The sequence below is a fragment of the Spirulina sp. LEGE 11439 genome (assembly GCF_059821285.1).
The window spans coordinates 34,777-55,698 of record NZ_JCAMRX010000041.1 but is presented as its reverse complement, the minus strand read 5'-3'; the positions used below and the strand labels follow the sequence as shown (position 1 = coordinate 55,698).

The 20,922-nt window shown below is 43.9% G+C and carries 19 protein-coding genes and 3 pseudogenes; 10 read left to right on the top strand and 12 right to left on the bottom strand.

The genetic code is table 11. The annotated features are described in order from the left end of the window. Positions 1-37: 37 nt before the first annotated feature. Positions 38-709 carry a DUF262 domain-containing protein gene (locus AC6RV6_RS22145; RefSeq protein WP_500243052.1) on the bottom strand — a complete coding sequence of 224 codons (672 nt, stop codon included), beginning with the start codon at positions 707-709 and terminating at the stop codon, positions 38-40. A gap of 117 nt (positions 710-826) precedes the next feature. After that, the gene (gene trpD / locus AC6RV6_RS22140) at positions 827-1,879 is read right to left on the bottom strand and encodes an anthranilate phosphoribosyltransferase (protein WP_500243051.1); all 1,053 of its coding nucleotides are present in this window, start codon (positions 1,877-1,879) and stop codon (positions 827-829) included. A 155-nt stretch (positions 1,880-2,034) separates the two neighbouring features. On the opposite strand from trpD, the gene AC6RV6_RS22135 reads away from it, so the two are divergent. Genes AC6RV6_RS22135 through AC6RV6_RS22125 form a run of 3 tightly spaced genes read left to right on the top strand, consistent with a single transcriptional unit; the run spans position 2,035 to position 4,514 of the window. Next, the gene (locus AC6RV6_RS22135) at positions 2,035-3,894 is read left to right on the top strand and encodes an ABC transporter ATP-binding protein (protein WP_500243050.1); all 1,860 of its coding nucleotides are present in this window, start codon (positions 2,035-2,037) and stop codon (positions 3,892-3,894) included. Then, the gene (locus AC6RV6_RS22130) at positions 3,891-4,097 is read left to right on the top strand and encodes a hypothetical protein (protein ID WP_500243049.1); all 207 of its coding nucleotides are present in this window, start codon (positions 3,891-3,893) and stop codon (positions 4,095-4,097) included. The genes AC6RV6_RS22135 and AC6RV6_RS22130 overlap by 4 nt, the downstream gene beginning before the upstream one ends. Before the next feature lie 9 nt (positions 4,098-4,106). Continuing rightward, a complete protein-coding gene (locus AC6RV6_RS22125; RefSeq protein WP_500243048.1) occupies positions 4,107-4,514 on the top strand; it encodes a hypothetical protein in 408 nt (135 codons plus the stop codon). A 29-nt stretch (positions 4,515-4,543) separates the two neighbouring features. On the opposite strand, the gene AC6RV6_RS22120 is transcribed toward AC6RV6_RS22125, so the two are convergent. Beyond that, positions 4,544-5,521 carry a DUF4238 domain-containing protein gene (locus AC6RV6_RS22120; protein ID WP_500243047.1) on the bottom strand — a complete coding sequence of 326 codons (978 nt, stop codon included), beginning with the start codon at positions 5,519-5,521 and terminating at the stop codon, positions 4,544-4,546. A gap of 530 nt (positions 5,522-6,051) precedes the next feature. Between AC6RV6_RS22120 and AC6RV6_RS22115 the strand changes: the two genes are divergently transcribed. From AC6RV6_RS22115 to AC6RV6_RS22105, 3 genes are read left to right on the top strand one after another with little or no spacing between them, the layout of a single operon-like run. Further along, positions 6,052-7,077 (top strand): permease, encoded by a 1,026-nt coding sequence (locus AC6RV6_RS22115; RefSeq protein WP_500243046.1) that lies wholly within the window; start codon positions 6,052-6,054, stop codon positions 7,075-7,077. Positions 7,078-7,113: 36 nt separating this feature from the next. Next, the gene (locus AC6RV6_RS22110; protein ID WP_500243045.1) at positions 7,114-7,971 is read left to right on the top strand and encodes a TIGR03943 family putative permease subunit; all 858 of its coding nucleotides are present in this window, start codon (positions 7,114-7,116) and stop codon (positions 7,969-7,971) included. Between the two features lie 12 nt (positions 7,972-7,983). Next, positions 7,984-9,522, top strand: coding sequence for a hypothetical protein (locus AC6RV6_RS22105; RefSeq protein WP_500243044.1), 1,539 nt, complete (start codon positions 7,984-7,986; stop codon positions 9,520-9,522). Here AC6RV6_RS22105 and AC6RV6_RS22100 read toward each other — a convergent pair. The 3 pseudogenes from AC6RV6_RS22100 to AC6RV6_RS22090 form a co-directional block, all read right to left on the bottom strand. Then, positions 9,519-9,896 (bottom strand): annotated as a pseudogene (locus AC6RV6_RS22100) (alanine/ornithine racemase family PLP-dependent enzyme); the annotation flags it as partial. The gene AC6RV6_RS22105 and the pseudogene AC6RV6_RS22100 sit on opposite strands and share 4 nt — an antisense overlap. Before the next feature lie 105 nt (positions 9,897-10,001). Beyond that, positions 10,002-10,744: pseudogene (locus AC6RV6_RS22095) on the bottom strand (alanine racemase); the annotation flags it as partial. A gap of 24 nt (positions 10,745-10,768) precedes the next feature. After that, positions 10,769-10,999: pseudogene (locus AC6RV6_RS22090) on the bottom strand (DUF1611 domain-containing protein); the annotation flags it as partial. Positions 11,000-11,508: 509 nt separating this feature from the next. On the opposite strand from AC6RV6_RS22090, the gene AC6RV6_RS22085 reads away from it, so the two are divergent. Then, the gene (locus AC6RV6_RS22085) at positions 11,509-13,845 is read left to right on the top strand and encodes an ATP-dependent Clp protease ATP-binding subunit (RefSeq protein ID WP_500243043.1); all 2,337 of its coding nucleotides are present in this window, start codon (positions 11,509-11,511) and stop codon (positions 13,843-13,845) included. 36 nt (positions 13,846-13,881) lie between these two features. Here the strand turns inward: AC6RV6_RS22085 and AC6RV6_RS22080 are convergent, their stop codons facing one another. Both AC6RV6_RS22080 and AC6RV6_RS22075 read right to left on the bottom strand, forming a co-directional pair. After that, positions 13,882-14,268 (bottom strand): HNH endonuclease, encoded by a 387-nt coding sequence (locus tag AC6RV6_RS22080; protein WP_500243042.1) that lies wholly within the window; start codon positions 14,266-14,268, stop codon positions 13,882-13,884. Positions 14,269-14,331: 63 nt separating this feature from the next. Then, positions 14,332-14,739, bottom strand: coding sequence for a hypothetical protein (locus tag AC6RV6_RS22075; RefSeq protein WP_500243041.1), 408 nt, complete (start codon positions 14,737-14,739; stop codon positions 14,332-14,334). 615 nt (positions 14,740-15,354) lie between these two features. On the opposite strand from AC6RV6_RS22075, the gene AC6RV6_RS22070 reads away from it, so the two are divergent. Together AC6RV6_RS22070 and AC6RV6_RS22065 are read left to right on the top strand one after the other, a co-directional pair. Beyond that, complete coding sequence (locus AC6RV6_RS22070; RefSeq protein WP_500243040.1) at positions 15,355-16,347, top strand: RpnC/YadD family protein; 993 nt, start codon at positions 15,355-15,357, stop codon at positions 16,345-16,347. 300 nt (positions 16,348-16,647) lie between these two features. Beyond that, positions 16,648-17,130: a RidA family protein gene (locus tag AC6RV6_RS22065; protein ID WP_500243039.1), complete on the top strand. Its 483-nt coding sequence runs from the start codon at positions 16,648-16,650 to the stop codon at positions 17,128-17,130. A 96-nt stretch (positions 17,131-17,226) separates the two neighbouring features. On the opposite strand, the gene AC6RV6_RS22060 is transcribed toward AC6RV6_RS22065, so the two are convergent. The 4 genes from AC6RV6_RS22060 to AC6RV6_RS22045 are packed head-to-tail and all read right to left on the bottom strand — an operon-like array spanning position 17,227 to position 19,634. Further along, the gene (locus AC6RV6_RS22060) at positions 17,227-18,459 is read right to left on the bottom strand and encodes a methionine gamma-lyase family protein (RefSeq protein ID WP_500243038.1); all 1,233 of its coding nucleotides are present in this window, start codon (positions 18,457-18,459) and stop codon (positions 17,227-17,229) included. Positions 18,460-18,475: 16 nt separating this feature from the next. After that, a complete protein-coding gene (locus AC6RV6_RS22055; RefSeq protein ID WP_500243037.1) occupies positions 18,476-18,856 on the bottom strand; it encodes a DsrE family protein in 381 nt (126 codons plus the stop codon). Between the two features lie 11 nt (positions 18,857-18,867). Further along, positions 18,868-19,278, bottom strand: a complete 411-nt coding sequence (locus AC6RV6_RS22050; protein WP_500243036.1) for a DsrE/DsrF/TusD sulfur relay family protein — start codon at positions 19,276-19,278, stop codon at positions 18,868-18,870. A gap of 29 nt (positions 19,279-19,307) precedes the next feature. After that, positions 19,308-19,634, bottom strand: coding sequence for a DsrH/TusB family sulfur metabolism protein (locus tag AC6RV6_RS22045; protein WP_500243035.1), 327 nt, complete (start codon positions 19,632-19,634; stop codon positions 19,308-19,310). Positions 19,635-20,073: 439 nt separating this feature from the next. On the opposite strand from AC6RV6_RS22045, the gene AC6RV6_RS22040 reads away from it, so the two are divergent. Further along, entirely contained in the window at positions 20,074-20,907 is an 834-nt protein-coding gene (locus tag AC6RV6_RS22040) for an acyl-CoA desaturase (protein WP_500243034.1), read from the top strand. Positions 20,908-20,922: the final 15 nt, after the last annotated feature.

The following is a 20,922-nucleotide window of genomic DNA, read 5'->3' as shown; positions in this document are numbered from 1 at the left end:
AATTGGTACACTCATTGCTGCTACTGTACCTCATGAATTAGGGAATTGCTATATAGTTTCTAATCAGATCTGCCTGAGACAATTCTAATCCTGTTGAATTCAGGCTTTCAAAAATTCTTTGCGGATCGTCCTTGCCTCTTTCAAGAGAAATCTGGACGAACATTAATTTTTTTAATCCCTTACGAACAATCTCATAATTATCCTTAGATATTTTCGATTTAAAATAGTTGAAATTATCAATAACGCGAGAGAATTCCAAATATCCATCTTGAGATTCATTATATAGGAGATGTTTCAAAGCGCGATCGTTATTTGCTGTTGGTCTTAATTTTAGTTTCTCTTCTTCAGCAGCAAATTCATTAATCAGATAAGTTTGATTAATCTTTCTAACTAATTGTTCATCTCCAAGTTCTTTGGCAAGTTGGTAGAGAACTAAATAAATTAAAGTTACAGTCGTTAATCTCTGTTGCCCGTCAATAATCGTTAATTCTGTTATTTCTCCGGTAGAATAGACATCATCATGGATATAAACAATACTGCCAATAAAATGAGCATTGAGATCGTCATCTTCTCCCAAGGAAAAAATATCATCTAAAAGCTGTTTGCATTGCGAATGTTCCCAATCATAATTTCTTTGGTAAATCGGAATGACAAATTGTGTTTCACTTTGAGATAAAAAGCGATCGAGGTTTTTTTCGTAGGCTTTCATTGCTAATCTTCAATAAATGAAAAAGAAAAATGTTTCGAGATATTTGATTTTGATGTATTGTGCGATCGCACCTCTTACCTCTCTCAATAATAAGGCGCGATCGCACTTTCCTCTAAACTAACTTTCCAGAAACTTAACCAACTCCTCCAACTTCGACCAAGCTGCCCCGCTTTGGAGAATTTCCCGCGCTTTTTCTACTCCTTTCTCATGATCTAAAAATGGCACGACCTCCCCCACTTGCAACGCCAAAGACGCATTTAAAGCCACGACATCTTGTTGTGCTTGGGTGCCTTTCCCTTGTAAAACATTACGGAGAATGTCTGTATTTTCGTCAATTTCTCCCCCTCGCAATTGTTCCAAAGAGGCTTGGGTAATGCCCAAAGATTGCGGATCGAGAACCTGCGATCGCGTTTCCCCCTCAGTCACCATCGCCAGATCCGTCACATCTCCCAAACCCGCTTCATCCAGCTTTTCTCGCCCGTGTAACACGATCGCTTTTGACATTCCCAACATCTTCAATGCTTCTGCCATTCTCGGCACGAATTGCCCGTCAAATACCCCAATAACCTGCCCCGTAGGACGTAAAGGATTCACCAACGGACCCAATAAATTAAACACCGTCCGCACCTTCAAAGTCTTGCGAAACGGGACGACAGCTTTCATCGCCGGATGCCAACCCGGGGCAAAAAGAAAAGTAATTCCCACCTCTGTCAAAGCTGCCCGAATCTTCTCTGGATGCGCCTGTAAATGGACTCCAAGCGCCTCTAAAACATCCGCAGACCCCACCTTACTCGAAGCCGATCGATTGCCGTGTTTCGCCACGGAAACCCCCGCAGCCGCACAAACAAACGCCACCGATGTCGAAATATTAAACGTATGCGCCCCATCTCCCCCGGTGCCGCAAGTATCGATAACCGGGCGATCGTGAGCGATCGCATCCTGTTGCAAAGACTGAGATTGCAAAACCTGTGCCATTCCTGCCAATTCTTCCGCCGATACGCCCTTGGCTTGAATTGCTGCTAAGATAGCACCGGAAAGAACAGCAGGAATCTCTTCTTTTAGCCAACCTTGCATCAATTGCGAGGCTTGAATTTGGGAAAGAGATTGCTTATCGAGAAGTTGTTGGAGAAAATCCGGCCAGTTTGTTTCTGTCGTCACGGTTTGTACCATTTTCTTTGTGAATTAACTAAAGATAACTGAAGATAGGGGAATCCCCTTTTTTATTAAGATCGATATCGCACAATTGCTGTTCAAGATACAGGGTTTGGGGTGCTAAATTGTTAAAATCATTCTGAATTTTTTTTCGCGCTAACACCTAAAATCGCATGACCGATACTGTTCTGAACGTTCGCAACCTACGAGTCCAATTTTTTACTGAAGATAATCCTGTTATTGCTGTCGATGGTATTGATTTTAAAATCGATCGCGGTCAAACTCTCGGCATTGTCGGCGAGTCGGGCTCGGGAAAGTCCGTGACTTCTCTGGCAATTCTCGGTTTAATTCCCTATCCTGGTAAAATTACGGAAGGGGAAATCTGGTTTTGTCGGGAACCCGGAGAAGATCCCGTCAATTTACAGACACTCTCGGAAGAGAAGCGGCGAGAGTATCGCGGCGGCGCGATCGCGATGATTTTTCAAGAACCCATGTCCGCCCTCAACCCCGTGTATGATATTGGTTTTCAACTCACTGAAGCCATTCGTTTACATCAAGAAGTCTCTCCCTCTGAAGCAAGGAGAAGGGCAATTTTATCGTTACAAGAAGTTCGCCTGCTGTCTTCTGATGACGAATTGCGGGAAGCCATAACCGACGAACTTAAAGAACGAGGGGAAGAGGCGATCGGAGAACGAGATCTCATGCGAGAAGTGAACGATCGCAAAAGAGCCTTTCTCAAGCGCTATCCTCACGAACTCTCCGGTGGACAGTTGCAACGGGTCACGATCGCTATGGCGATTTCCTGCAATCCTACCCTATTAATTGCCGACGAACCTACTACAGCCCTTGATGTGACGGTGCAAGCCTCTATTTTGAATTTATTGCGAGACTTGTGTAAAGCACGGGAAATGTCGATGATTTTTATTACCCACGATCTCGGGGTAATTGCGGAGGTTGCCGATCGCATTGCCGTCATGTACCAAGGAAAAATTGTGGAATATAGCGATCGCGATCGGATTTTTCACACCCCTCAACATCCCTATACTAAAGGTCTCTTGGCTTGTCGTCCCCGCTTAGATATTAAGGTTGAATTCTTACCGACCGTTGCCGATTTTATGGAAGTAGAAACCGGAGAAAACGGTCAAGTTATTATCCGAGAAAAAGTCAAAGATATTCCCGTAAACCTTTCCCGAACCAAAAATAACTCACAACCCACAACAAATAACACACCTATCCTCTCCGTCGATCGCCTAACCGTTGGCTTTCCTTTAAAAGGAGTTTTGGGGTTAACCAAACAATATCTTAAAGCCGTAAATGATATTTCTTTCGAAGTTTATGAAGGAGAAACATTAGGATTAGTAGGAGAGTCTGGTTGTGGAAAATCGACCCTTGCGCGAACATTATTACGCCTCACACCAGAATTAAAAGGAACGATTGTTTTTTCTGGCAATTCGATTACACAAATCTCTAAAAAGCGTTTGCGTCGGCTGCGAAGAGAAATGCAGATTATTTTCCAAAATCCTTATAATTCTCTCAATCCTCGTTTGAGTGTCGGTAAAGCAATTATGGAACCATTACAGGTTCATGGGATTGGTAAAAATCGCAAAGAACAACGCGATCGCGCTGCTTATTTATTGGAACGAGTCGGATTATCAGCTAATGACATGAAATGCTATCCGCACGAGTTTTCTGGAGGACAAAGGCAGCGTGTTTGTATCGCTCGGGCTTTGGCACTCAATCCTAAGTTTATTATCTGCGATGAGTCGGTTTCCGCGTTAGATGTTTCAGTTCAAGCACAGGTTTTAAACTTATTAAAAGAGTTACAATCTGAGTTTGGTTTAACTTATATTTTCATTTCTCACGATCTCAGTGTGGTGAAATTTATGAGCGATCGGATTATGGTCATGAATCGCGGTAAAATTGAAGAAATTGACCAAGCTGATGAGATTTACGAAAATCCTCAAACCGATTATACTCGTCAACTTATTGCCTCAATTCCCACAGGAGATATAAACGAACGCGTAAAACTATGACACTAACTGAAATACTGCCCGCAGTGCAGCAGCTTTCTAAAACAGAAAAACTAACACTCATGCAAATTCTGACGGATGAGTTAAATGCAGAGAAAGATATTACACCCCTAGAAACGGGAAAAACTTACTGTCTTCCAACACCCTATAATTGTTTTGGTGCGGGTTCAATTCTCATGGACGCGATGCCCAAGCAAGCAAAATGAGTTGGCATAATGGTACAGTTTCAATATTCTACAAGTCATCCCACTCAAAACGAATTCGATAGCCTACCTCGACTTCCTCTTCTCCTACAGCATGAAGATCGAACAGTTGAAGCGATCGGTTTGGTTGATAGCGGTGCAACAGTGAGTGTTTTGCCTTACGAAATTGGTATTCAATTAGGTGCTATATGGGACGATAGCCAAGCAGTTATTCGACTAGCAGGAAATTTAAGTAGTCAGCCAGCAATTCCATTCTTTGCGACAGCGAAAATTGCGGATTTTGAACCCGTTCAATTAGCATTTGCATGGGCAAAAAATACCGATACTCTGATTCTAGGACAAACTAATTTTTTCCTAGCTTTTGATGTTTGTTTTTATCGTACTAAGTTGTTGTTTGATATTCAGCTAGCTACTGAATAGTGGAAATCTGAGTTTTGGATATTTCTCTATTAAACGGTTAACTCTTCACAGGCTTTTTTTATGATTTTAAATTTCTTCTGTCCACTAAAGATAAAATTATAACTTGAAAAAGCTTGTAAGCTATTATAATAATTAACCTCTTTGTCTGTAAGAAAAAATATTTGGTTTTCACTTTTTTTGAATTCTTTGAAATATTTTGATTCGAGCATAACAAGTATTATCTTTGGTGTTATTGGAAAAACCAACTCAATTCCTTCCGCAGCATAGCCTAAACAAGAACCGTGAGCCTTTTGTGCTACTGGATTGTCAGAAGTCACCAGAGGAAATCTTGTATGGTTTATTCCGATTCGCCAGATATGATTGCTGAAAGTATTGGCCAACTCTTGATAGCGCTTAAACATAACTTGAGCATGAACTACAGCTAGCTTGTTATTATAAATATCATTGATATGATTAGTTATTTCATTAGATATCATTTTTTTTACTTCATCAAGCTCCGATTGATCGATTTGGATCGAATATTGAGACTCTAATATATTTTTTCCATTTTGTAATTCATTTGATGAATATGTTGAAATAAAACCCGCATCTATAATAGTTTGGCATACTTCAAAATATTTCTCTCTAAATTTTCTAGTTTTGAGTGCTTGGAATGCAACTGATATAGCCCAATCTTTTTTTTCGTCTTCAGTCAATATTATTTCCGTATTCTTAGCTTCATTTTTAGTCGATTCAGTAATTTTTTCTATCAATCCTGAGTAAAATTTTTGTTCTATTTTTTCTAGTTCAGTTATAAATGAATCTACTTTCTGTTCGTTTCTACTTTTATTTTGATTATTAAAATCATAAAAATACCTCTCTTGAGCTATGTTTTTTGTATTTGTTGGATGATTCGTTAATAGTTTTTTAGTGAATTTTTCAAATATATATAATTTCCCATTGTTCTCTGAAAAACGCTTTAAATAATATTGAGGAACATAATGCTGATTTTTAACTGTATTTGTCATATATATTTGCCAAAAATAACTATATTTTATCTTATCATATCGATCGCTTCTGTCGAAAAAGCTATTTTACGCCACTTCTCTTGATAAACGGGAATCAGTTGTTCTTGTTCTGGTGTAAGATTTTTAATCATTTTCTTTGAGGAGGGGTTCCGGTGCGGAAAACAGGCAAAATGCCTGTTCCACAAATTACCGATTTATTTTCTTAACTTCCATTAGCGAAAGCGATATGACACCCTACTCGATCGCAAAATTGCTTTTCTCTTTGTTAAGATAACAGTTTTCTCGATGAGAAGCGATCGCAACCTAAAATAAACTCAGCAAACTGAGGGATATTTTTCCCCAAGGCTTCGATCCCCGCAATTTTATTGAGGAAAAGAATTGCGATTTCCCGCAAAATACCCTTGCTAATTTATCTGCAAACGCTTCAAATTGCGCCCGCATCTGTAAAATAAAGAACACGCCTAAAGGAATCCTTGCAAGATCCCTTCTCACGCCCCGATCGCGGGCAACCTCACACCCAAACCTTGTCGATGAGCCAACTGTATAACGCCTTTACCCTCTTTCTCAGCTTGCTGGTGGAAGCGATACCCTTTCTGTTATTAGGAGTATTGCTTTCGAGTGCCTTGCTGTTTTTTGTGGACGAACGGCAATTAATCGCTAGAATGCCCAAAAACCCGCTTTTGGGGTCATTTGTGGGCAGTTGTGTCGGATTTTTATTTCCGGTGTGCGAATGCGGTAACGTACCCGTTGCCAGACGCTTACTGACCCAAGGCGCACCCACAGCCGTAGCGATCGGTTTTTTGCTGGCCGCCCCGACGATTAACCCGATTGTGATTTGGTCTACATGGGTCGCCTTTCGCGATCAACCAGAAATCGTGCTTTGGCGGGTTATTTTCTCCCTTTTTATCGCTACGATTATCGGCTGGATTTTTAGCTTTCAGAAAGACCCCACCCCCCTCATGCAGCCGGAATTGGCCAAGCGGGCGATTAATAGTAGAAACGCGGCTTCTCGCAGCGATCGCGATAACAAAAATACGCCACCGTTATTGCGATCGGGAACATTTTTATTAGAGAAATCGGGAAGCCCCGTGCTAATGGAAGAAGCACAATTGGTAGCCCAGCCAAACAAAGAGAAAGCCAAAACCTTCGATCGCAACAAACTACGCTTATTTCTCGACAATGCCATCCAAGAAATCCGCGAATTGGGAGGAATGTTAGTCGTGGGAAGCGCGATCGCTGCCAGTATTCAAGTTTTAGCACCACGAGAATTGATTTTAAATTGGGGACAAGACCCCATCACCTCAATTCTAGCCATGATGTTTTTAGCGGCGGTCGTTTCCATTTGTTCCACCGTTGATGCCTTTTTTGTATTGGCTTTTGCCTCAGCTTTTACGACGAGCTCTCTCTTATCTTTTCTGGTCTTCGGCCCCATGATCGACATTAAAGCGATCGGGTTGATGCTCTCTATTTTTAAACCGCGAATTATTATTTATTTGTTTGCGATCGCGGCGCAATTAACCTTTGTTCTCACTCTCTCCTACAGTTATTTTTTCTAACCCCGATTATCGGTCATTGAGTAAGAGGCGATCGCTATGAAAAAACTACAGAACCTCAAACAACGAATTCTGGGATTAAAAGCCAAACTTCCTCGTCCTCCACGCCCCCAAAGGAACGGCAAGAGTCCCTTTAACTTTAAAACTTTTTATACCCAGTTTTTACCGTGGTTCGATGTCTTTGCCTTGCTCAATTGGGGCTTATTAATGGTCAAATATCGCCTCACAGGTCAATTGCAATTGCTCATTCATCCCAATTATTTCAGCTTAGTTTTAGGTTCGGGGATTCTGCTCATCGCCCTGAGTTTGATTAGGACATGGCAACTCCTCAAACAACTCCGACGCGGCGGCAGAAGAGAACCCGAAGTTCGCCACATTACCCTCTTTCCTCCCGGATTCGCCACCGCACTGCTCGCCGGGACGGCGATCGCCGGACTCCTCATAACCCCCAAAGTTCTCGCCAGCGATACCGCCCTACAACGCGGCATCAGCGAATCACTCCCTTTTACCCGCACTCAAGTGCAATCCTTTGCCGCTCAAATTAAACCGGAAGAGCGCTCCCTCATGGATTGGATCCGCACCCTTAACGCTTACCCCGAACCCGATGCCTACACCGATCTGCCCGCCAATGTCACCGGATTCGTCATTCATTTAGATGGTTTGCCCGATAATTATTTACTCATTTCTCGCTTTGTGATTACTTGTTGTGCCGTTGATGCCTATCCCGTCGGACTGCCCGTAAAACTCCCCTCAACCCGAGAACAATTTCCCCCGGATAGTTGGTTGGAAATTCAAGGCATCATGGCCACCGAAGAACTCAACGGAGAACGAAGATTAGTCCTCAACGCCACCAACGCCAAAGAAATCCCTACTCCCGCGAATCCTTATGAGTTCTAGGAATTTGTTGTCATGAAAAAACAATTTATCGATTTATATGCCATCGATCGCGTTGCCATTATTGCGATCGCGATCCTGACAGCCATTACCGCTTTATTAATTTTAGGGGGTTGGTTATGTTGGGGCGATCGCTGCTTGATCGAAACCGGTCCGAAAGTCCGAGAATTTAGTTGGGGCGATCGCGTGGTCAGCGTCCAAGATACCGCTTTCGTCATGAAATTCAGCCGTCCGATGGCCCGAGAAAGCGTCGTCAATAACCTCAAAATTACCCTTCCCGATGCACCAGAGGTCGAAAACCCCTTACCGGGTAAAATTAGCTGGGCAGGGCGCAGAATGGCTTATACTCTCGACTTTCCCGCCCCCTACGGCAATACATACCGCATCGAACTCCAAGGAGCAACCGAGAAATTTCAGGGTAGCGATCGCCCGGGAAAACGCCTGCAACCCTTTGAAGCAGAATTCGCCACCCCCGATCGCGTTTTCGCTTATATTGGCTTGGAAGGAACAGAGAGAGGTCGGCTCATTCTCTACAATTTTACCCAACAAGAAAAAATCCCCTTAACGCCTCAACATCTTGTTGTCACAGAATTTGAACCCTATCCCGACGGTCAATCCATTCTCTTCGGTGCCGCCGATCGCCAAATTACCAAAGATGGACTTCTCGAGCAAAAACTCTATCGCGTCACCACCGGACTTTCTGCCGATCGCCGAGAAAGCGATCGCGATCTTGCCCAACAGATTGACCTCGTATTAGATAATGAAAAATATCAAATCCTCAAATTCGATCTTTCTGCCGATGGCAAGATGCTGGTCGTCCAGCGCGTTAAGCGGGACGATCCTCAAGATGCCGGGCTGTGGGTTCTTCGCAACGATAACCCCCCGATTCCTTTAAATAATCCCCCCGGCGGCGTTTTTCGCATCGCCCCCGACAATCAAACCATTGCCAGCGCTCAAGGCGAAGGCATTGCTCTGCTTTCCCCGGAACCCGATGTCGAACCCTTGGGCTTTTTCGCCCAATTTGGCATGGTATTGGATTTTACCCCCGATGGAACCTCGGCGGCGATGGTGGATTTTAATCGCAATAATCCCGATTTGCTCTATACGCGATCGCTCTATTTAGTCAATAATCAAGGCCGCGAAGAAAAGATTTTTGATACCAAAGGCTCGATTCTCAACTGTCAATTTGCCGCCTCGGGAGATCGCCTTTATTGCGTGCTGACTAACTTAATTGAAGATGTTGAATATGTAGAACAACCTTATATTGCCGCGATCGATCTCGACAGCAAAAAAGTCGTCCCTCTCACCACATTACCCCAATATCAAGATACAAATCTCAGCCTTTCCCCCGATGCTTTGGGCTTGATTTTCGATCAAACCCTCGTCGATCCCGAACTCACCGAGGAGAATGTCCTCAAAACCAATTCTGGGGAAGCGATCGCCTCGGGCAAACTCTGGTTGCTCATACCTCCAGCCTCTCTCGAGGAAGCGGATGCCCCTCCTCAATTAGAAGAATTACCGTTTATTGGTTTTAATCCCCAATGGCTACCTTAATCGGAATGGACATTCTCCGCGATAGTTTTCCCTAAACGATATTCTGAAACAGGGCAGCTAAATTGCTTTTGAATGAAAGGAGAAGTCATTACCGCCAGAAGCCCACCGTAATCCAAGTTAAAATTAACTTCACTGCCAACTTTTAAATGATGATTGTTGCTATCGAGAATGAGATGATCGCTACTCGATCCTAATATTTTCAGATTGGTAATGGGTCTTAAGCCAGATACCAGAATATCTTGTCTTCCCAAAGCAATAATAATTCGCCAACGAATGCCTCGATCTTGGAATACAGGAATATCACCAAAAGCGTCTTGACCGATTTCTCCATATGGGAGAGAATACTTTTCTTTGGATTCAATAACTTCAGCAACGGGTGCATCTCAAATTTGTAAATCGATAATTTAGACAACGGTAGAATCAGGGTTTTAGCTTCCGATTCTGGTGTTGTTGCAAAACTGAGATGCACCCTCAGCAACTAACTGGAAAGCATTAGTATGCAAACCCGGAATCACTTCTCGGTTGACAGTTTCTCGACCTAAAAGAATCGATTCCCCTAAGCGTAAATTATTAATTCTCGCGACTTCTCGGCTGGACTGATACCATTTATAATTTGCCGAATTTCCGCCGGAAATTATTTCTAAATCGATCTGAAATTCTTGTTCAATCGCCTTAGCCAATTGCGATAATTGAGTCATATTTTTACTATCCGGCTTAATGCCACCATGACAAGCCAAATTACAGCCGATACCAATGATTTTGATATGAGAAAAAGAAAGGGTTTTTTTGATAAATTGAGAAAGGTTATGAGGAAGAATTCCTTCCCGCAAATCTCCCAACTCTACCATCACAATGATTTGATGAATCTTATGATTTGCTCGGGCATAGTGAGAGAGTTCCTTGACCGTTTCAATTTCCGTGTTTAGACTAATATCTGCATTGCTAACAACAGATTCTGCCTGACTTAAGGCAGTGCGGAGAAGAACAAACCGAGTGACAATCCCAGCATTTTTCATCTTTTGAATATTTTCAATGCGAGAATCGGCGATAAATTTTACCCCCCCCCTTGAATCATCGCCTCCGCAATCAAAGGCTCTCCTAGTACTGCCTTGGAAACTCCCATCAAAGAAATCCCTTTTTGTTCGTAAAGTTGGGAGAGGATTCGTGCATTATCTCGGATTTGCGATAGAGCAATTTCTACTCTTGGCATTAACGCTTTCATCTATTTTTTCTGAGTATTTTACTTCTACCTCGTTGTTAATACAGGAATTTTTTCTAAACTTCTTGAATTGATTTTTTGCTTGACCTTGGGAAAATGATTACTTAACATTTGCACGAGTTTTTCGCAGCCATAGTTCAATACATCTGTTGTAGGCAGTTGAAAACGCTTCTCATAATCCTCTATGATTTGCAAGATCGCTTTGTTTGTTAGATTTTCATGACTTAATGCGATATCAACGCTTCTATCGTTAGTCTTTAACGATAGAAGCCGTTTTTTTCGAGTGGTTTGAGTCCGAAATTAAGGCAAATAGCACGGATTCTCGCGAACTTGGTACAGATGCCCATTGATACTTCTTCCATCATGGGTTCGACGATCTCCACAACATTTTTACTGGGTTCGATCGCAAATTTAATGCTTTTCTCAATTTGTTCCTCTTTTTGTCTTGTACTGAGAACGAGTACAATAAAGATAGCGCTCGCCGCCCCGAATAGGCAGCAGTCGCATCCCTAACTATCTTTTCGGCATACTGGGCTGAAAAGCCCTATTTGCTAAGATATTGACTGATTATTATTCCTAATTGCAGAGCGATCGGTTTTTCAAAAGTGAGAACGATTTCTCTAACGAATTCTCTGGCTTCTCCGATTTTCAACCCTACTCATGGTTTACGGCTTATTCGACTTTCCGCGATCGTTCCGGAATCGCTAAAGTAAAACCAGCAAATAAAAAATAGTCACCATTTCTTAACTTAAACCCCCTAAAGTCCTATGTTTGAACATTTTGCAGACACTGCTATAAAAGCTGTTATGCTCGCTCAAGAAGAAGCTCGCCGCACGGGTCACAATCTTGTGGGTACAGAACAACTTCTTTTAGGCTTAATTGGTGAAGGCACAGCCTTAGCCGCCCGAATTCTTCGCGATATGGGTGTAACGCTGAAAGAGGCGAGAAGTACGGTCGAGCGCTATATCGGTCGCGGCCCCGGTTACGTTCCCCCCAATTTACCTTTTACCCCAAAAGCGAAAAAGATTTTCGAGCAAGCCTTTGATGAGGCTCGACAGTTGGGGCATACTTACATCGGTACCGAACATTTATTGCTCGCTTTGGCCAAAGAACGAGAAAGCGTGGCCATGAAAGTCTTAGAACAACTCGGCATCGATCGCGAGGAACTCCGCACGGAAATCGTCCGCCGCATGGGAGAAACGGCGGCGGCGGGAGCAAATATGAATCCGGAAATGGGGGTTTTTGGCGGCATGCGGGAGATGTCTGCCAACCTCGCCGATTTCAGCACCAATTTGACGACATTGGCACGAGAGGGCAAACTCGACCCCATGGTGGGACGGAGCAATGAGTTAGAACGGGTGCTGCAAATTCTCGGTCGCCGCACGAAAAATAATCCCGTTTTGGTGGGAGAACCCGGAGTGGGGAAAACGGCGATCGCGGAAGGACTGGCCCAACGCATTGTCAGCGATGACGTGCCGGGGTTGGTCAAAGGCAAAGAAGTCATTGCCCTCGATATGGCGGCTTTGATGGCGGGAACTCGCTTCCGAGGAGAATTTGAGGAACGCTTGAAAACTGTCGTTGAAGAGGTGAAGAAGGCGGGAAATATTATTTTAGCGATCGATGAAATTCACAATCTTATCGGCACCGGGGCCATTGGTGGCGGAGTTGATGCGGCTAGCATGCTCAAGCCTGCTTTGGCGAGAGGAGAGTTACAATGTTTGGGGACGACAACGTTAGATGAATATCGCAAGCATATCGAACGGGATGCAGCCTTAGAACGGCGTTTTCAAAAAGTATTGGTGGGAGAACCTTCTGTTGAGGAAACCGTAGAGATTTTGCGGGGACTGCGCTCGAGTTACGAAAAACACCACCGGGTCACGATTACTGATAAGGCGATCGCGGCGGCGGCCAATTTAGCCGATCGCTACATTAACGATCGCTTCCTTCCCGACAAGGCGATCGATTTAATTGATGAAGCCGGATCTCGGGTGCGAGTGCGCCATTCGCGACAGCAGAAATTTGCCCCAGAAGCCGAAGCCGTCCCGACGATTGTTGATGAGGAAGAAATTGCCCAAATTGTTTCGACTTGGACGGGGGTTCCGGTGATTAAATTGGCGGAAACCGAGTCGGAAATGCTACTGCACCTTGAAACACAACTGCACGAACGGGTGATCGGTCAAGAAGAAGCTGTTTCTGCGGTTGCCCGTGCGGTACGGCGATCGCGGACGGGGATGGGAGGTCGCGATCGCCCCATTGCCAGTTTTATTTTCTCCGGTCCGACGGGGGTGGGCAAAACCGAATTATCCAAAGCTTTAGCGACCTTTCTTTTCGGTTCGGAAGACCATCTTATCCGAGTCGATATGTCGGAGTTTATGGAACCTCACACAACCTCCAAGCTCATCGGCGCGGCTCCCGGTTTCGTCGGTTACGATGAAGGAGGGAAACTCACGGAAGCCGTGCGACGCAAGCCTTATTCCATCGTGTTATTTGACGAAATTGAAAAGGCCCATCCCGATGTGTTTAATTTACTCCTGCAAATGCTGGATGATGGGCATTTAACTGATGCTCGCGGACGTAAGGTGAATTTTAAAAATACCCTGATTATTATGACCTCCAACCTCGGCTCTAAAGCGATCGAGAAGGGAGGCGCGGGTATGGGTTTTGAATCGATGGAGGATGCCAACGAAGCGAAATATCAACGAATTCGCGCTAAAGTAACGGATGATTTAAAACAGCATTTTCGTCCCGAATTTCTCAATCGTATTGATGAGATTATCGTCTTCCGTCAGTTAACTAAGCCAGAAGTGAAGCAAATTGCCGATATTTTGTTGCGGGATGTGCGCGATCGCTTGCAAAGTCAGCACAATATTACTTTAGAAGTAACAGAAGCCTTTAAGGATTTGGTCGTCGGGGCGGGATACAATCCCAGTTATGGGGCGCGTCCTTTGCGTCGGGCAATTACGCGCTTTCTCGAGGATAGTTTGGCTGAGGCGATTCTGTCTAAGGGGATTGAGGCGAGCGATCGGGTGACGGTCGATGTGGATGATGACGGGAAAGTTAAGGTGAGTCTCAGTCAGTCTGTGCAGGCTTTGCAACCTGTTTAAGGAAAGATTGTTATTGCGATCGCAACAAAATCTGAATCATTGTCTATTTTCTCTGAGTTCAGGGGAAGAAGTTATCGGAGGATGTTCATCGAGCGATCGCAACGCTTTTCGTAGATTGACTACTCCTTCGCGATTTAATTGCAATTTTTTTACAGTTACGCGACCGATAGGCGATTGACCGAGAATCTGTGAATAATTGTCCGTCCAAGTAAAATGTTCTTGCCATTGATGTTGGCGAGGATTGTACAACGATACCATTTCCCCGGTAACGGGATCGTTGGCTGCAATACTCGTGTATTTGCGATTGTTACAACCCTGACAAGAAAGCGCCAAATTATCAAGATTGCTCGTTCCATCGCGAATTACGGGAATAATATGTTCTACCGAAAACGGATCGGAGAATAACGCAATTGACTTTGACAATATTCGCAACATCGATTCGCACGTTCTGCAACAATTTGTTTAATTTTAGAACTAATTGCAGATTTACTCATAAGATGGCATTTTAATTCCGAGTTCTTCCATTAAAACGGCGATTTCTACTCCGCGAATTTGCGATAATTTCGCTAAAGCTGCGATGCGTCGAGCATTTGCCAATTCAATGCGATCGCTAATCTCAATTAATTCTTGTTGTTCGTTCGGTTCTAAGATTTCTGCGCGACGTTTATCGAGCAGAAGATGGTATTTTTGCCACATCTCCTCTGATAATCCAAGGTTAATTTGTTCGAGTAGTTCCGCTTCTGTTTTGGGTAAACCGATTCCAATCTCTTCACAAGATTTTAAATCGCGCTGAATTAAATCGGTCAAATAAGATTCTAGGGTCGTTCCTTTTTTGGCGGCGGTTTGTCGCAATTTATTTTCCAGTTCCGGTGCAATTTCCAGCGAGATTGTCATACTTACTCTCTCGATAACCTAACGCTTAATTGTAGCAAAATTACGGCATATCGCCTGTTTGAGTCTTCAGCCCAAATTCTCTTAATGACTGGAAAATTAGGGGAAATTGTAATCGATCCGTGCCTATATATAAGCATCTATGCCCCCATATAGGCACGGTTGGTATATACTTGGAGTTACTTGGGGTTACTTGGAGTTACTTGGGGTTACTTGAAGTTACATAGTGATGGCAAGTTAGCATAAAAAAAGACTGACTCTTAAGAGCCAGTCCCTAAGTAAACAACATAACGATCTAGCGATCGCGGCTTATCCAGCTATTGATTGAAGCGGCCACTTCAATCAATAGCTGGATAAGCGCCTGAATAAACAGACTCAACAAGTCTGACAATAGAATCACCTCCTTTCGGATAGACCTTATCATTCAGTCTATCCTATTTTTTATTGAAAATTAGACGACTGAGGGGACTGAGTGCGGTTGTTAATTTGAATAAAGCGATCGCATTGCCAAAAATAAAGTGAGAGAATCGAGATCGATCTTTAACCGCTCGAACAACAACAATTGAAGGTTGGTTTAAGACCGATAATCAATAAATTAGCGATCTCCTTTTTTGATAAATGACCGAACCCGACCAACGTGCAGAATATGACTCCCCTTGGAAAGAAGCCATTTCTTACTATTTTCAACCCTTCATGGCTTTCTTTTTTCCCAACATACACGACGGACTTGACTGGAATCGAGATTATGAGTTCTTAGATAAGGAATTTCAGCAGATCGTGCGGGATGCCGAAACCGGACGCAGGGATGCCGATAAATTGGTGAAAGTTTGGCAGCAAAACGGCGAGGAAACTTGGATTTTGATTCATATCGAAGTTCAAAGCCAAGCTCAAACCGTTTTTCCCGAACGAATGTACATTTATAATAGCCGGATTTTCGATCGCTATCGCCATCAAGTCCTCAGTTTAGCCATCTTGGCCGACGAACGGGAATCTTGGCGACCCGATCGTTATAACTACGAGATTTTCAGTTGTCGCGTCCTGTTGCAATTTCCCACGGTAAAACTACTGGACTACTCTTCCGAAACTTTAGAAGAGAGCGAAAATCCCTTTGCGATTATCGTCGCAGCACACCGAGAAACCCAGCAAACCAAAAACGATCCGAATGGTCGTTATCGGGAGAAACTGAGAATTGCCAAGGGTCTCTATCAACGGGGCTATCAAAGACAAGATATCCTAGAATTATATCGGCTCATCGACTGGATGATGACCCTGCCAGAACCCATTCAGCAAGGATTTCAAACAGAAATCAGACGTTTCGAGGAGGAAAATCAAATGTCATTTGTTACTTACATCGAACGCCAAGCGCATCAAGAAGGACTCGAACAAGGACTCGAACAAGGAGCCCTTCGTAAAAGTCGAGAGTTAATTCTTAAGATACTAAACTTTCGTTTTGAATCTTTACCAGAAGAACTCGGAAATCTGCTCGAGCAAATTCAGGATGATTCAATTCTCACTCGACTTTTTCAAGAGGCAGCGATCGCAGAATCTCTCGACACTTTCCAAGCACTACTCGATCGCCAAATTCCTTCAAATGCAAATCCTGATGAATAACGAGCGATCGCCGATCGCATTTTATTGAGCCAACCGAGAAGCGATCGATCGCTATCTGCAAGAAGGAGAAAAGCAGTTTGAAGAGTTGCAAAAATCCTTGCATCAGAGAGAGCCTTCGTTTTATGAAAAACTCAAAAAAGTGGACTTAAGAAGAGAAGGTTTCTGCGTCAGCTTGAAAGCGATCGCAGAAACAAGGTGAAATTTAAACCCATACAACTAACAATTTTCTGTATCGAGGAATACATATAATGTCTCTCGCAACTCCCTATACTTCTCATTGGTGCGATAAAACTGAAATTTATGAAACTGATAGCTTTTTCAAAGCTTGCGATCGCGACTCTAGTCGTCACAGCAACACCATTAGCTGCTAACGCTCAAGTATCTCCCAACGGCGTTAGAGTCTTGACCCCCGAAGGCGGAATTATTCCAACTGCCACTTGGAGTTTAGGCACGCGAGCGGGAGATTTTGTCTTTGTCGCGGGGATGCGGGGTATCGATCCGCAAACCAATGCTCTAGTACCCGATGCCGAAGGTCGAGTGCGACAAGCATTTAAAAATATGCAACTCATTGCTGAATCGGAAGGGGCTACCCTGCAAGATGCAGTGCGACTGGTGGTATATGTAACAGATATGTATCGCCATCGCCCAATTGTGAATCAGATTCAGAAAGAACTTTGGGGAGATGCTCCTTATCCACCTCGCACGATTATTGAGGTGGATCGCCTCAATCAGGATGACATTGTTGAAGTCGAAGGCACTTTCTACGCTCCAGTCGAAAATTAAGCAAAAAGCGCCGTGTATCTTACGATTTAGTTTCGATAGACAATTGGTCGTTAGCGGCGCAAATTGATGCTGTTGCCTAACATTGAGATTTCTCTCTCATTGCTCTATCCCGATCGCAACAATCGCCGCCTCCAAAGCGATCGCGATATGAGTCCAATGGGTTCCCCCCTGACAAAACACAAAATAAGGTTCTCGCAAAGGTCCATCCGCCGAAAACTCCGACGTACTGCCATCGATAAACGTCCCTCCAGCCATGACCAAATCGCTCTCATACCCCGGCATAGCCGCCGGAATGGGATCTAGATAAGAACCTACTGGAGAAACCCCTTGCAGCGCCTTACAGAAAGCAATCAGCTTACCGGGAGAATCCAGTTGTATCGCTTGAATGGTATCCCGGCGAGGGACTAACGGTTTGGGGTTAACAGGATAGCCTAACTTATCGAAAACCGAAGCAATTAAATAACTGCCTTTGACGGCTTCTCCCACCATCTGCGGCGCTAAAAATAAGCCTTGGAATAATAAGCGATTTTGGTCAAAAGTCGCCCCGCCTTCACTACCAATTCCCGGTGCAGTGAGGCGACAAGCAGCTAATTCGACTAACTCCTCCCGTCCCGCAATGTAACCGCCTCCTGTTGCGATCGTTCCCCCCGGATTTTTAATCAGAGAACCGGCAATTAAATCCGCACCGACTGATGTTGGCTCTCGTTCTTCGATAAACTCGCCATAACAGTTATCCACCAAACAAATCGTCTCGGGATTTTGTTTTTTGACCAAACTAATAATGCGTTCAATTTCTGCAATCGATAAACTTTCGCGCCAAGAATAGCCGCACGATCGCTGAATAAAAACTAACTTTGTCTTATCCCAAATCGCGGTTTTTAAAGTATCCCAATTAATCCCTCCCTCTTGAGTTAATTCCAACTGTCGATAACTCACGCCAAAATCCATTAAAGACCCTCGATCCTTTCCGCGCAAGCCGATAACTTCTTCTAACGTATCGTAAGGTTGCCCTGTGACTGAGAGCATTTCATCTCCCGGACGCAGCACCCCAAATAAAGCCGAAGCGATCGCATGAGTTCCCGAGACAAATTGTACTCGTACCGCCGCCGCTTCCGCCCCCATTATCTCCGCAAAAACGCGATCGAGAGTTTCTCGTCCCAGATCGCCGTGACCGTAACCGCTTACCCCAGCAAAATGATGAGTTCCGACTCGATGGTGGCGAAAAGCGGTCAAAACCTTTTGCAAATTTTGCTTCACACGAGCGTCAATTTCTAAAAATATTGGCGCGAGTTCTTTTTCCGCTTCTCTCAGGACTGTTAAATCTGCCATTATGAATGATTTGAGATTACCAATGCCAGACTTGGTCGGCGCGATCGCAAAGTTCGGCCACTTTTCCCAAAGGAATGAGTTGAACTCCGGCGATAAACTTATCGTGAGGAAGACCGCGATCGCGCACGTCTTCTTCTATCGCATAAATGGCAATTCCTTTGGCAATCATACTGGCTAAATCCCCAGCCAATTCCGGTGGATTGGTTTGCTTCCACTTTCCAAAATATAAGCCGGATGCGTCTTGATTTTTCAGTAAATAATTCACAGAGTTTCCGCGCAATAATACCGTCACTTCTGCGCCTGAATTCTGAAAAATATGATTCAACCAAAGAATGGTATCATCTTGTTCTTCAATGGTGCCGCGATAGGCAGATTCGACAATACTTAAAACTTTCATGTATTTCTCCTTTAGCGCGTGGGGATGACCAGTGCGCCATCGCTATTTTGTACGGCTTCAATAAAATCTTTAGGAGCGCCTCGCCGAGGTCCGTCGATCCAATTTCCCGCCCCACGTTCGTCCACGCACAAGCCACAATTGACCCAATCTAAAATTACGCCTTTTTCTTCTGCCAATCGAAAAAGTGCGATGATCCAATCTTTCGTGAGCGGGTGATTTTCTTCTTCTATATTTGTCCCTTTAATACCATTGGCGTGAGGTTTCTGGTCTTTCATGGTTAAATTGACCGCCCCTTCATAAGCAAAAACCATTACATTATGGCCTTGATTTAAGGCACTGTGAACGATGCGTAATGCTGTCGTTGAATTTGCCGACTCGTAAGGTGCATCCATAATGGCCAGTGCCAGTGTTTTTCCTGTCATTATTTTTCCTTGTTTGAATGTTAAATGGCTTAGTGCCAGATAGTTTTTGTTTCGGCTTGCAGGCACAGTTGTACGAGGCGATCCATATCGGCAGAATTTACCCCCGAGGCCAATTCGTCGATCGCGCGTTCCTTGAGGGCAAAATCATCTGCTAAAATCGTAACGCCCAATTGTTGCAGTTCGGCAAAGCAATTAGAGTAGCGATCGCCTTTGCGAGCCGGAATTACTCCATTTTGGACTAAAAACAAGGTTACGCCGTTGCCCCGAGCCTGTATATCTTTAACAATCTGCTGCATATTTTGCCAATCTCCAGAATCGTAAGGATCTCGAGATTCTAAAATGAGATAATGAGCCATTCTTGCTTGTCCTCTTGAGATCTGAGGAGATTTCTCCGCAAACCCCAAACTGTAAAAAAATAACGTTGTTTCATCATCTCGCAGCCGAGTCCCCGCCAAACTACTGATAAAATCCTGTAAAACCCCAATCGGCGTTGCAACTCACCTCGCGATCGCCAGATCTCAATTTAAGAAAACTTTCCGATTTTTGCCTTTGACCTCGCGATCGATGCCTCGTTTTGAGCAAAAAACTGTCTCAGCCAAACTTTTTTGGCGATTTGACTTGACCCGAGGGACAATTCCGGAAACAATCAGAAACAGTACCCTTTTTGTTTCCATAGCATCTTTAATGATTTATTTCAATTTTAGAAATATAAATTTACTTGAGAATTAACTGAAAATTCTGGCTTGGGAATAATAGAGGTCTACTTTTCGTTTTGTCGAATTTTTAGGTTATTGCATGACTGTTGCAGCATCAAAGAAATTGCCTTGGGATTGGACGGTGATTATCTATATGGGATCCCTTCATCTTTTGGCGTTATTGGCTTTCCTTCCGGGAAATTTTAGCTGGAAAGCTGTAGGACTCGCGGTCGTTCTCCATTGGGTTACGGGAGGTTTGGGCATTACGTTAGGGTTTCACCGTCTCTTAACCCATCGCAGCTTTGAGACTCCAAAATGGTTGGAGTATTTTTTTGCATTTTGCGGTACCTTGTCTTGTCAGGGAGGTGTAATCGAATGGGTGGGATTGCATCGCATTCACCACAAACATTCCGATACGGCTGCGGATCCCCACGATTCTAATGCGGGATTTTGGTGGAGTCATATGAATTGGATGCTTCATAGCATTCCAGCCGATAAAGATATCCCTCGCTATACCAAAGATCTAGATGACCCAGTTTTTCGATTTTTAGATAAGTTTTTCATTCCTCTTCAGGTTATTTTAGGGTTGTTTCTCTATTGGTGGGGAGGCTGGCCTTTCGTTATTTGGGGAATTTTTGTTCGTTTGATTGTCGTCTTTCACTGTACTTGGTTTGTCAATAGTGCCACGCATATGTTTGGTTATCGCACTTTTGACTCTGACGATGCTTCTCGCAATTGTTGGTGGGTTGCTTTAGTCACTTATGGCGAAGGTTGGCATAACAATCATCATGCTTATCAGTATTCTGCTCGTCATGGTTTGAAATGGTGGGAAATCGATCTCACTTGGGCAACAATTCGATTATTGCAAATTTTAGGTTTGGCTAAAAATGTCAAACTCGTTCCCGCAGAAGCACTGGAAAATGGGGGAAATTAATCAATTCGTTGATTA

What these genes read in the sequence shown, in the direction of transcription:
- AC6RV6_RS22045 (WP_500243035.1), bottom strand. Translation starts at nt 19,634, where the DNA reads ATGGCTCATTATCTCATTTTAGAATCTCGAGATCCTTACGATTCTGGA.
- AC6RV6_RS22065 (WP_500243039.1), top strand. Translation starts at nt 16,648, where the DNA reads ATGAAACTGATAGCTTTTTCAAAGCTTGCGATCGCGACTCTAGTCGTC.
- AC6RV6_RS22085 (WP_500243043.1), top strand. Translation starts at nt 11,509, where the DNA reads ATGTTTGAACATTTTGCAGACACTGCTATAAAAGCTGTTATGCTCGCT.
- AC6RV6_RS22130 (WP_500243049.1), top strand. Translation starts at nt 3,891, where the DNA reads ATGACACTAACTGAAATACTGCCCGCAGTGCAGCAGCTTTCTAAAACA.
- AC6RV6_RS22120 (WP_500243047.1), bottom strand. Translation starts at nt 5,521, where the DNA reads ATGACAAATACAGTTAAAAATCAGCATTATGTTCCTCAATATTATTTA.
- AC6RV6_RS22135 (WP_500243050.1), top strand. Translation starts at nt 2,035, where the DNA reads ATGACCGATACTGTTCTGAACGTTCGCAACCTACGAGTCCAATTTTTT.
- AC6RV6_RS22040 (WP_500243034.1), top strand. Translation starts at nt 20,074, where the DNA reads ATGACTGTTGCAGCATCAAAGAAATTGCCTTGGGATTGGACGGTGATT.
- AC6RV6_RS22055 (WP_500243037.1), bottom strand. Translation starts at nt 18,856, where the DNA reads ATGAAAGTTTTAAGTATTGTCGAATCTGCCTATCGCGGCACCATTGAA.
- AC6RV6_RS22075 (WP_500243041.1), bottom strand. Translation starts at nt 14,739, where the DNA reads ATGACAATCTCGCTGGAAATTGCACCGGAACTGGAAAATAAATTGCGA.
- trpD (WP_500243051.1), bottom strand. Translation starts at nt 1,879, where the DNA reads ATGGTACAAACCGTGACGACAGAAACAAACTGGCCGGATTTTCTCCAA.
- AC6RV6_RS22115 (WP_500243046.1), top strand. Translation starts at nt 6,052, where the DNA reads ATGAGCCAACTGTATAACGCCTTTACCCTCTTTCTCAGCTTGCTGGTG.
- AC6RV6_RS22125 (WP_500243048.1), top strand. Translation starts at nt 4,107, where the DNA reads ATGGTACAGTTTCAATATTCTACAAGTCATCCCACTCAAAACGAATTC.
- AC6RV6_RS22060 (WP_500243038.1), bottom strand. Translation starts at nt 18,459, where the DNA reads ATGGCAGATTTAACAGTCCTGAGAGAAGCGGAAAAAGAACTCGCGCCA.
- AC6RV6_RS22050 (WP_500243036.1), bottom strand. Translation starts at nt 19,278, where the DNA reads ATGACAGGAAAAACACTGGCACTGGCCATTATGGATGCACCTTACGAG.
- AC6RV6_RS22110 (WP_500243045.1), top strand. Translation starts at nt 7,114, where the DNA reads ATGAAAAAACTACAGAACCTCAAACAACGAATTCTGGGATTAAAAGCC.
- AC6RV6_RS22145 (WP_500243052.1), bottom strand. Translation starts at nt 709, where the DNA reads ATGAAAGCCTACGAAAAAAACCTCGATCGCTTTTTATCTCAAAGTGAA.
- AC6RV6_RS22070 (WP_500243040.1), top strand. Translation starts at nt 15,355, where the DNA reads ATGACCGAACCCGACCAACGTGCAGAATATGACTCCCCTTGGAAAGAA.
- AC6RV6_RS22105 (WP_500243044.1), top strand. Translation starts at nt 7,984, where the DNA reads ATGAAAAAACAATTTATCGATTTATATGCCATCGATCGCGTTGCCATT.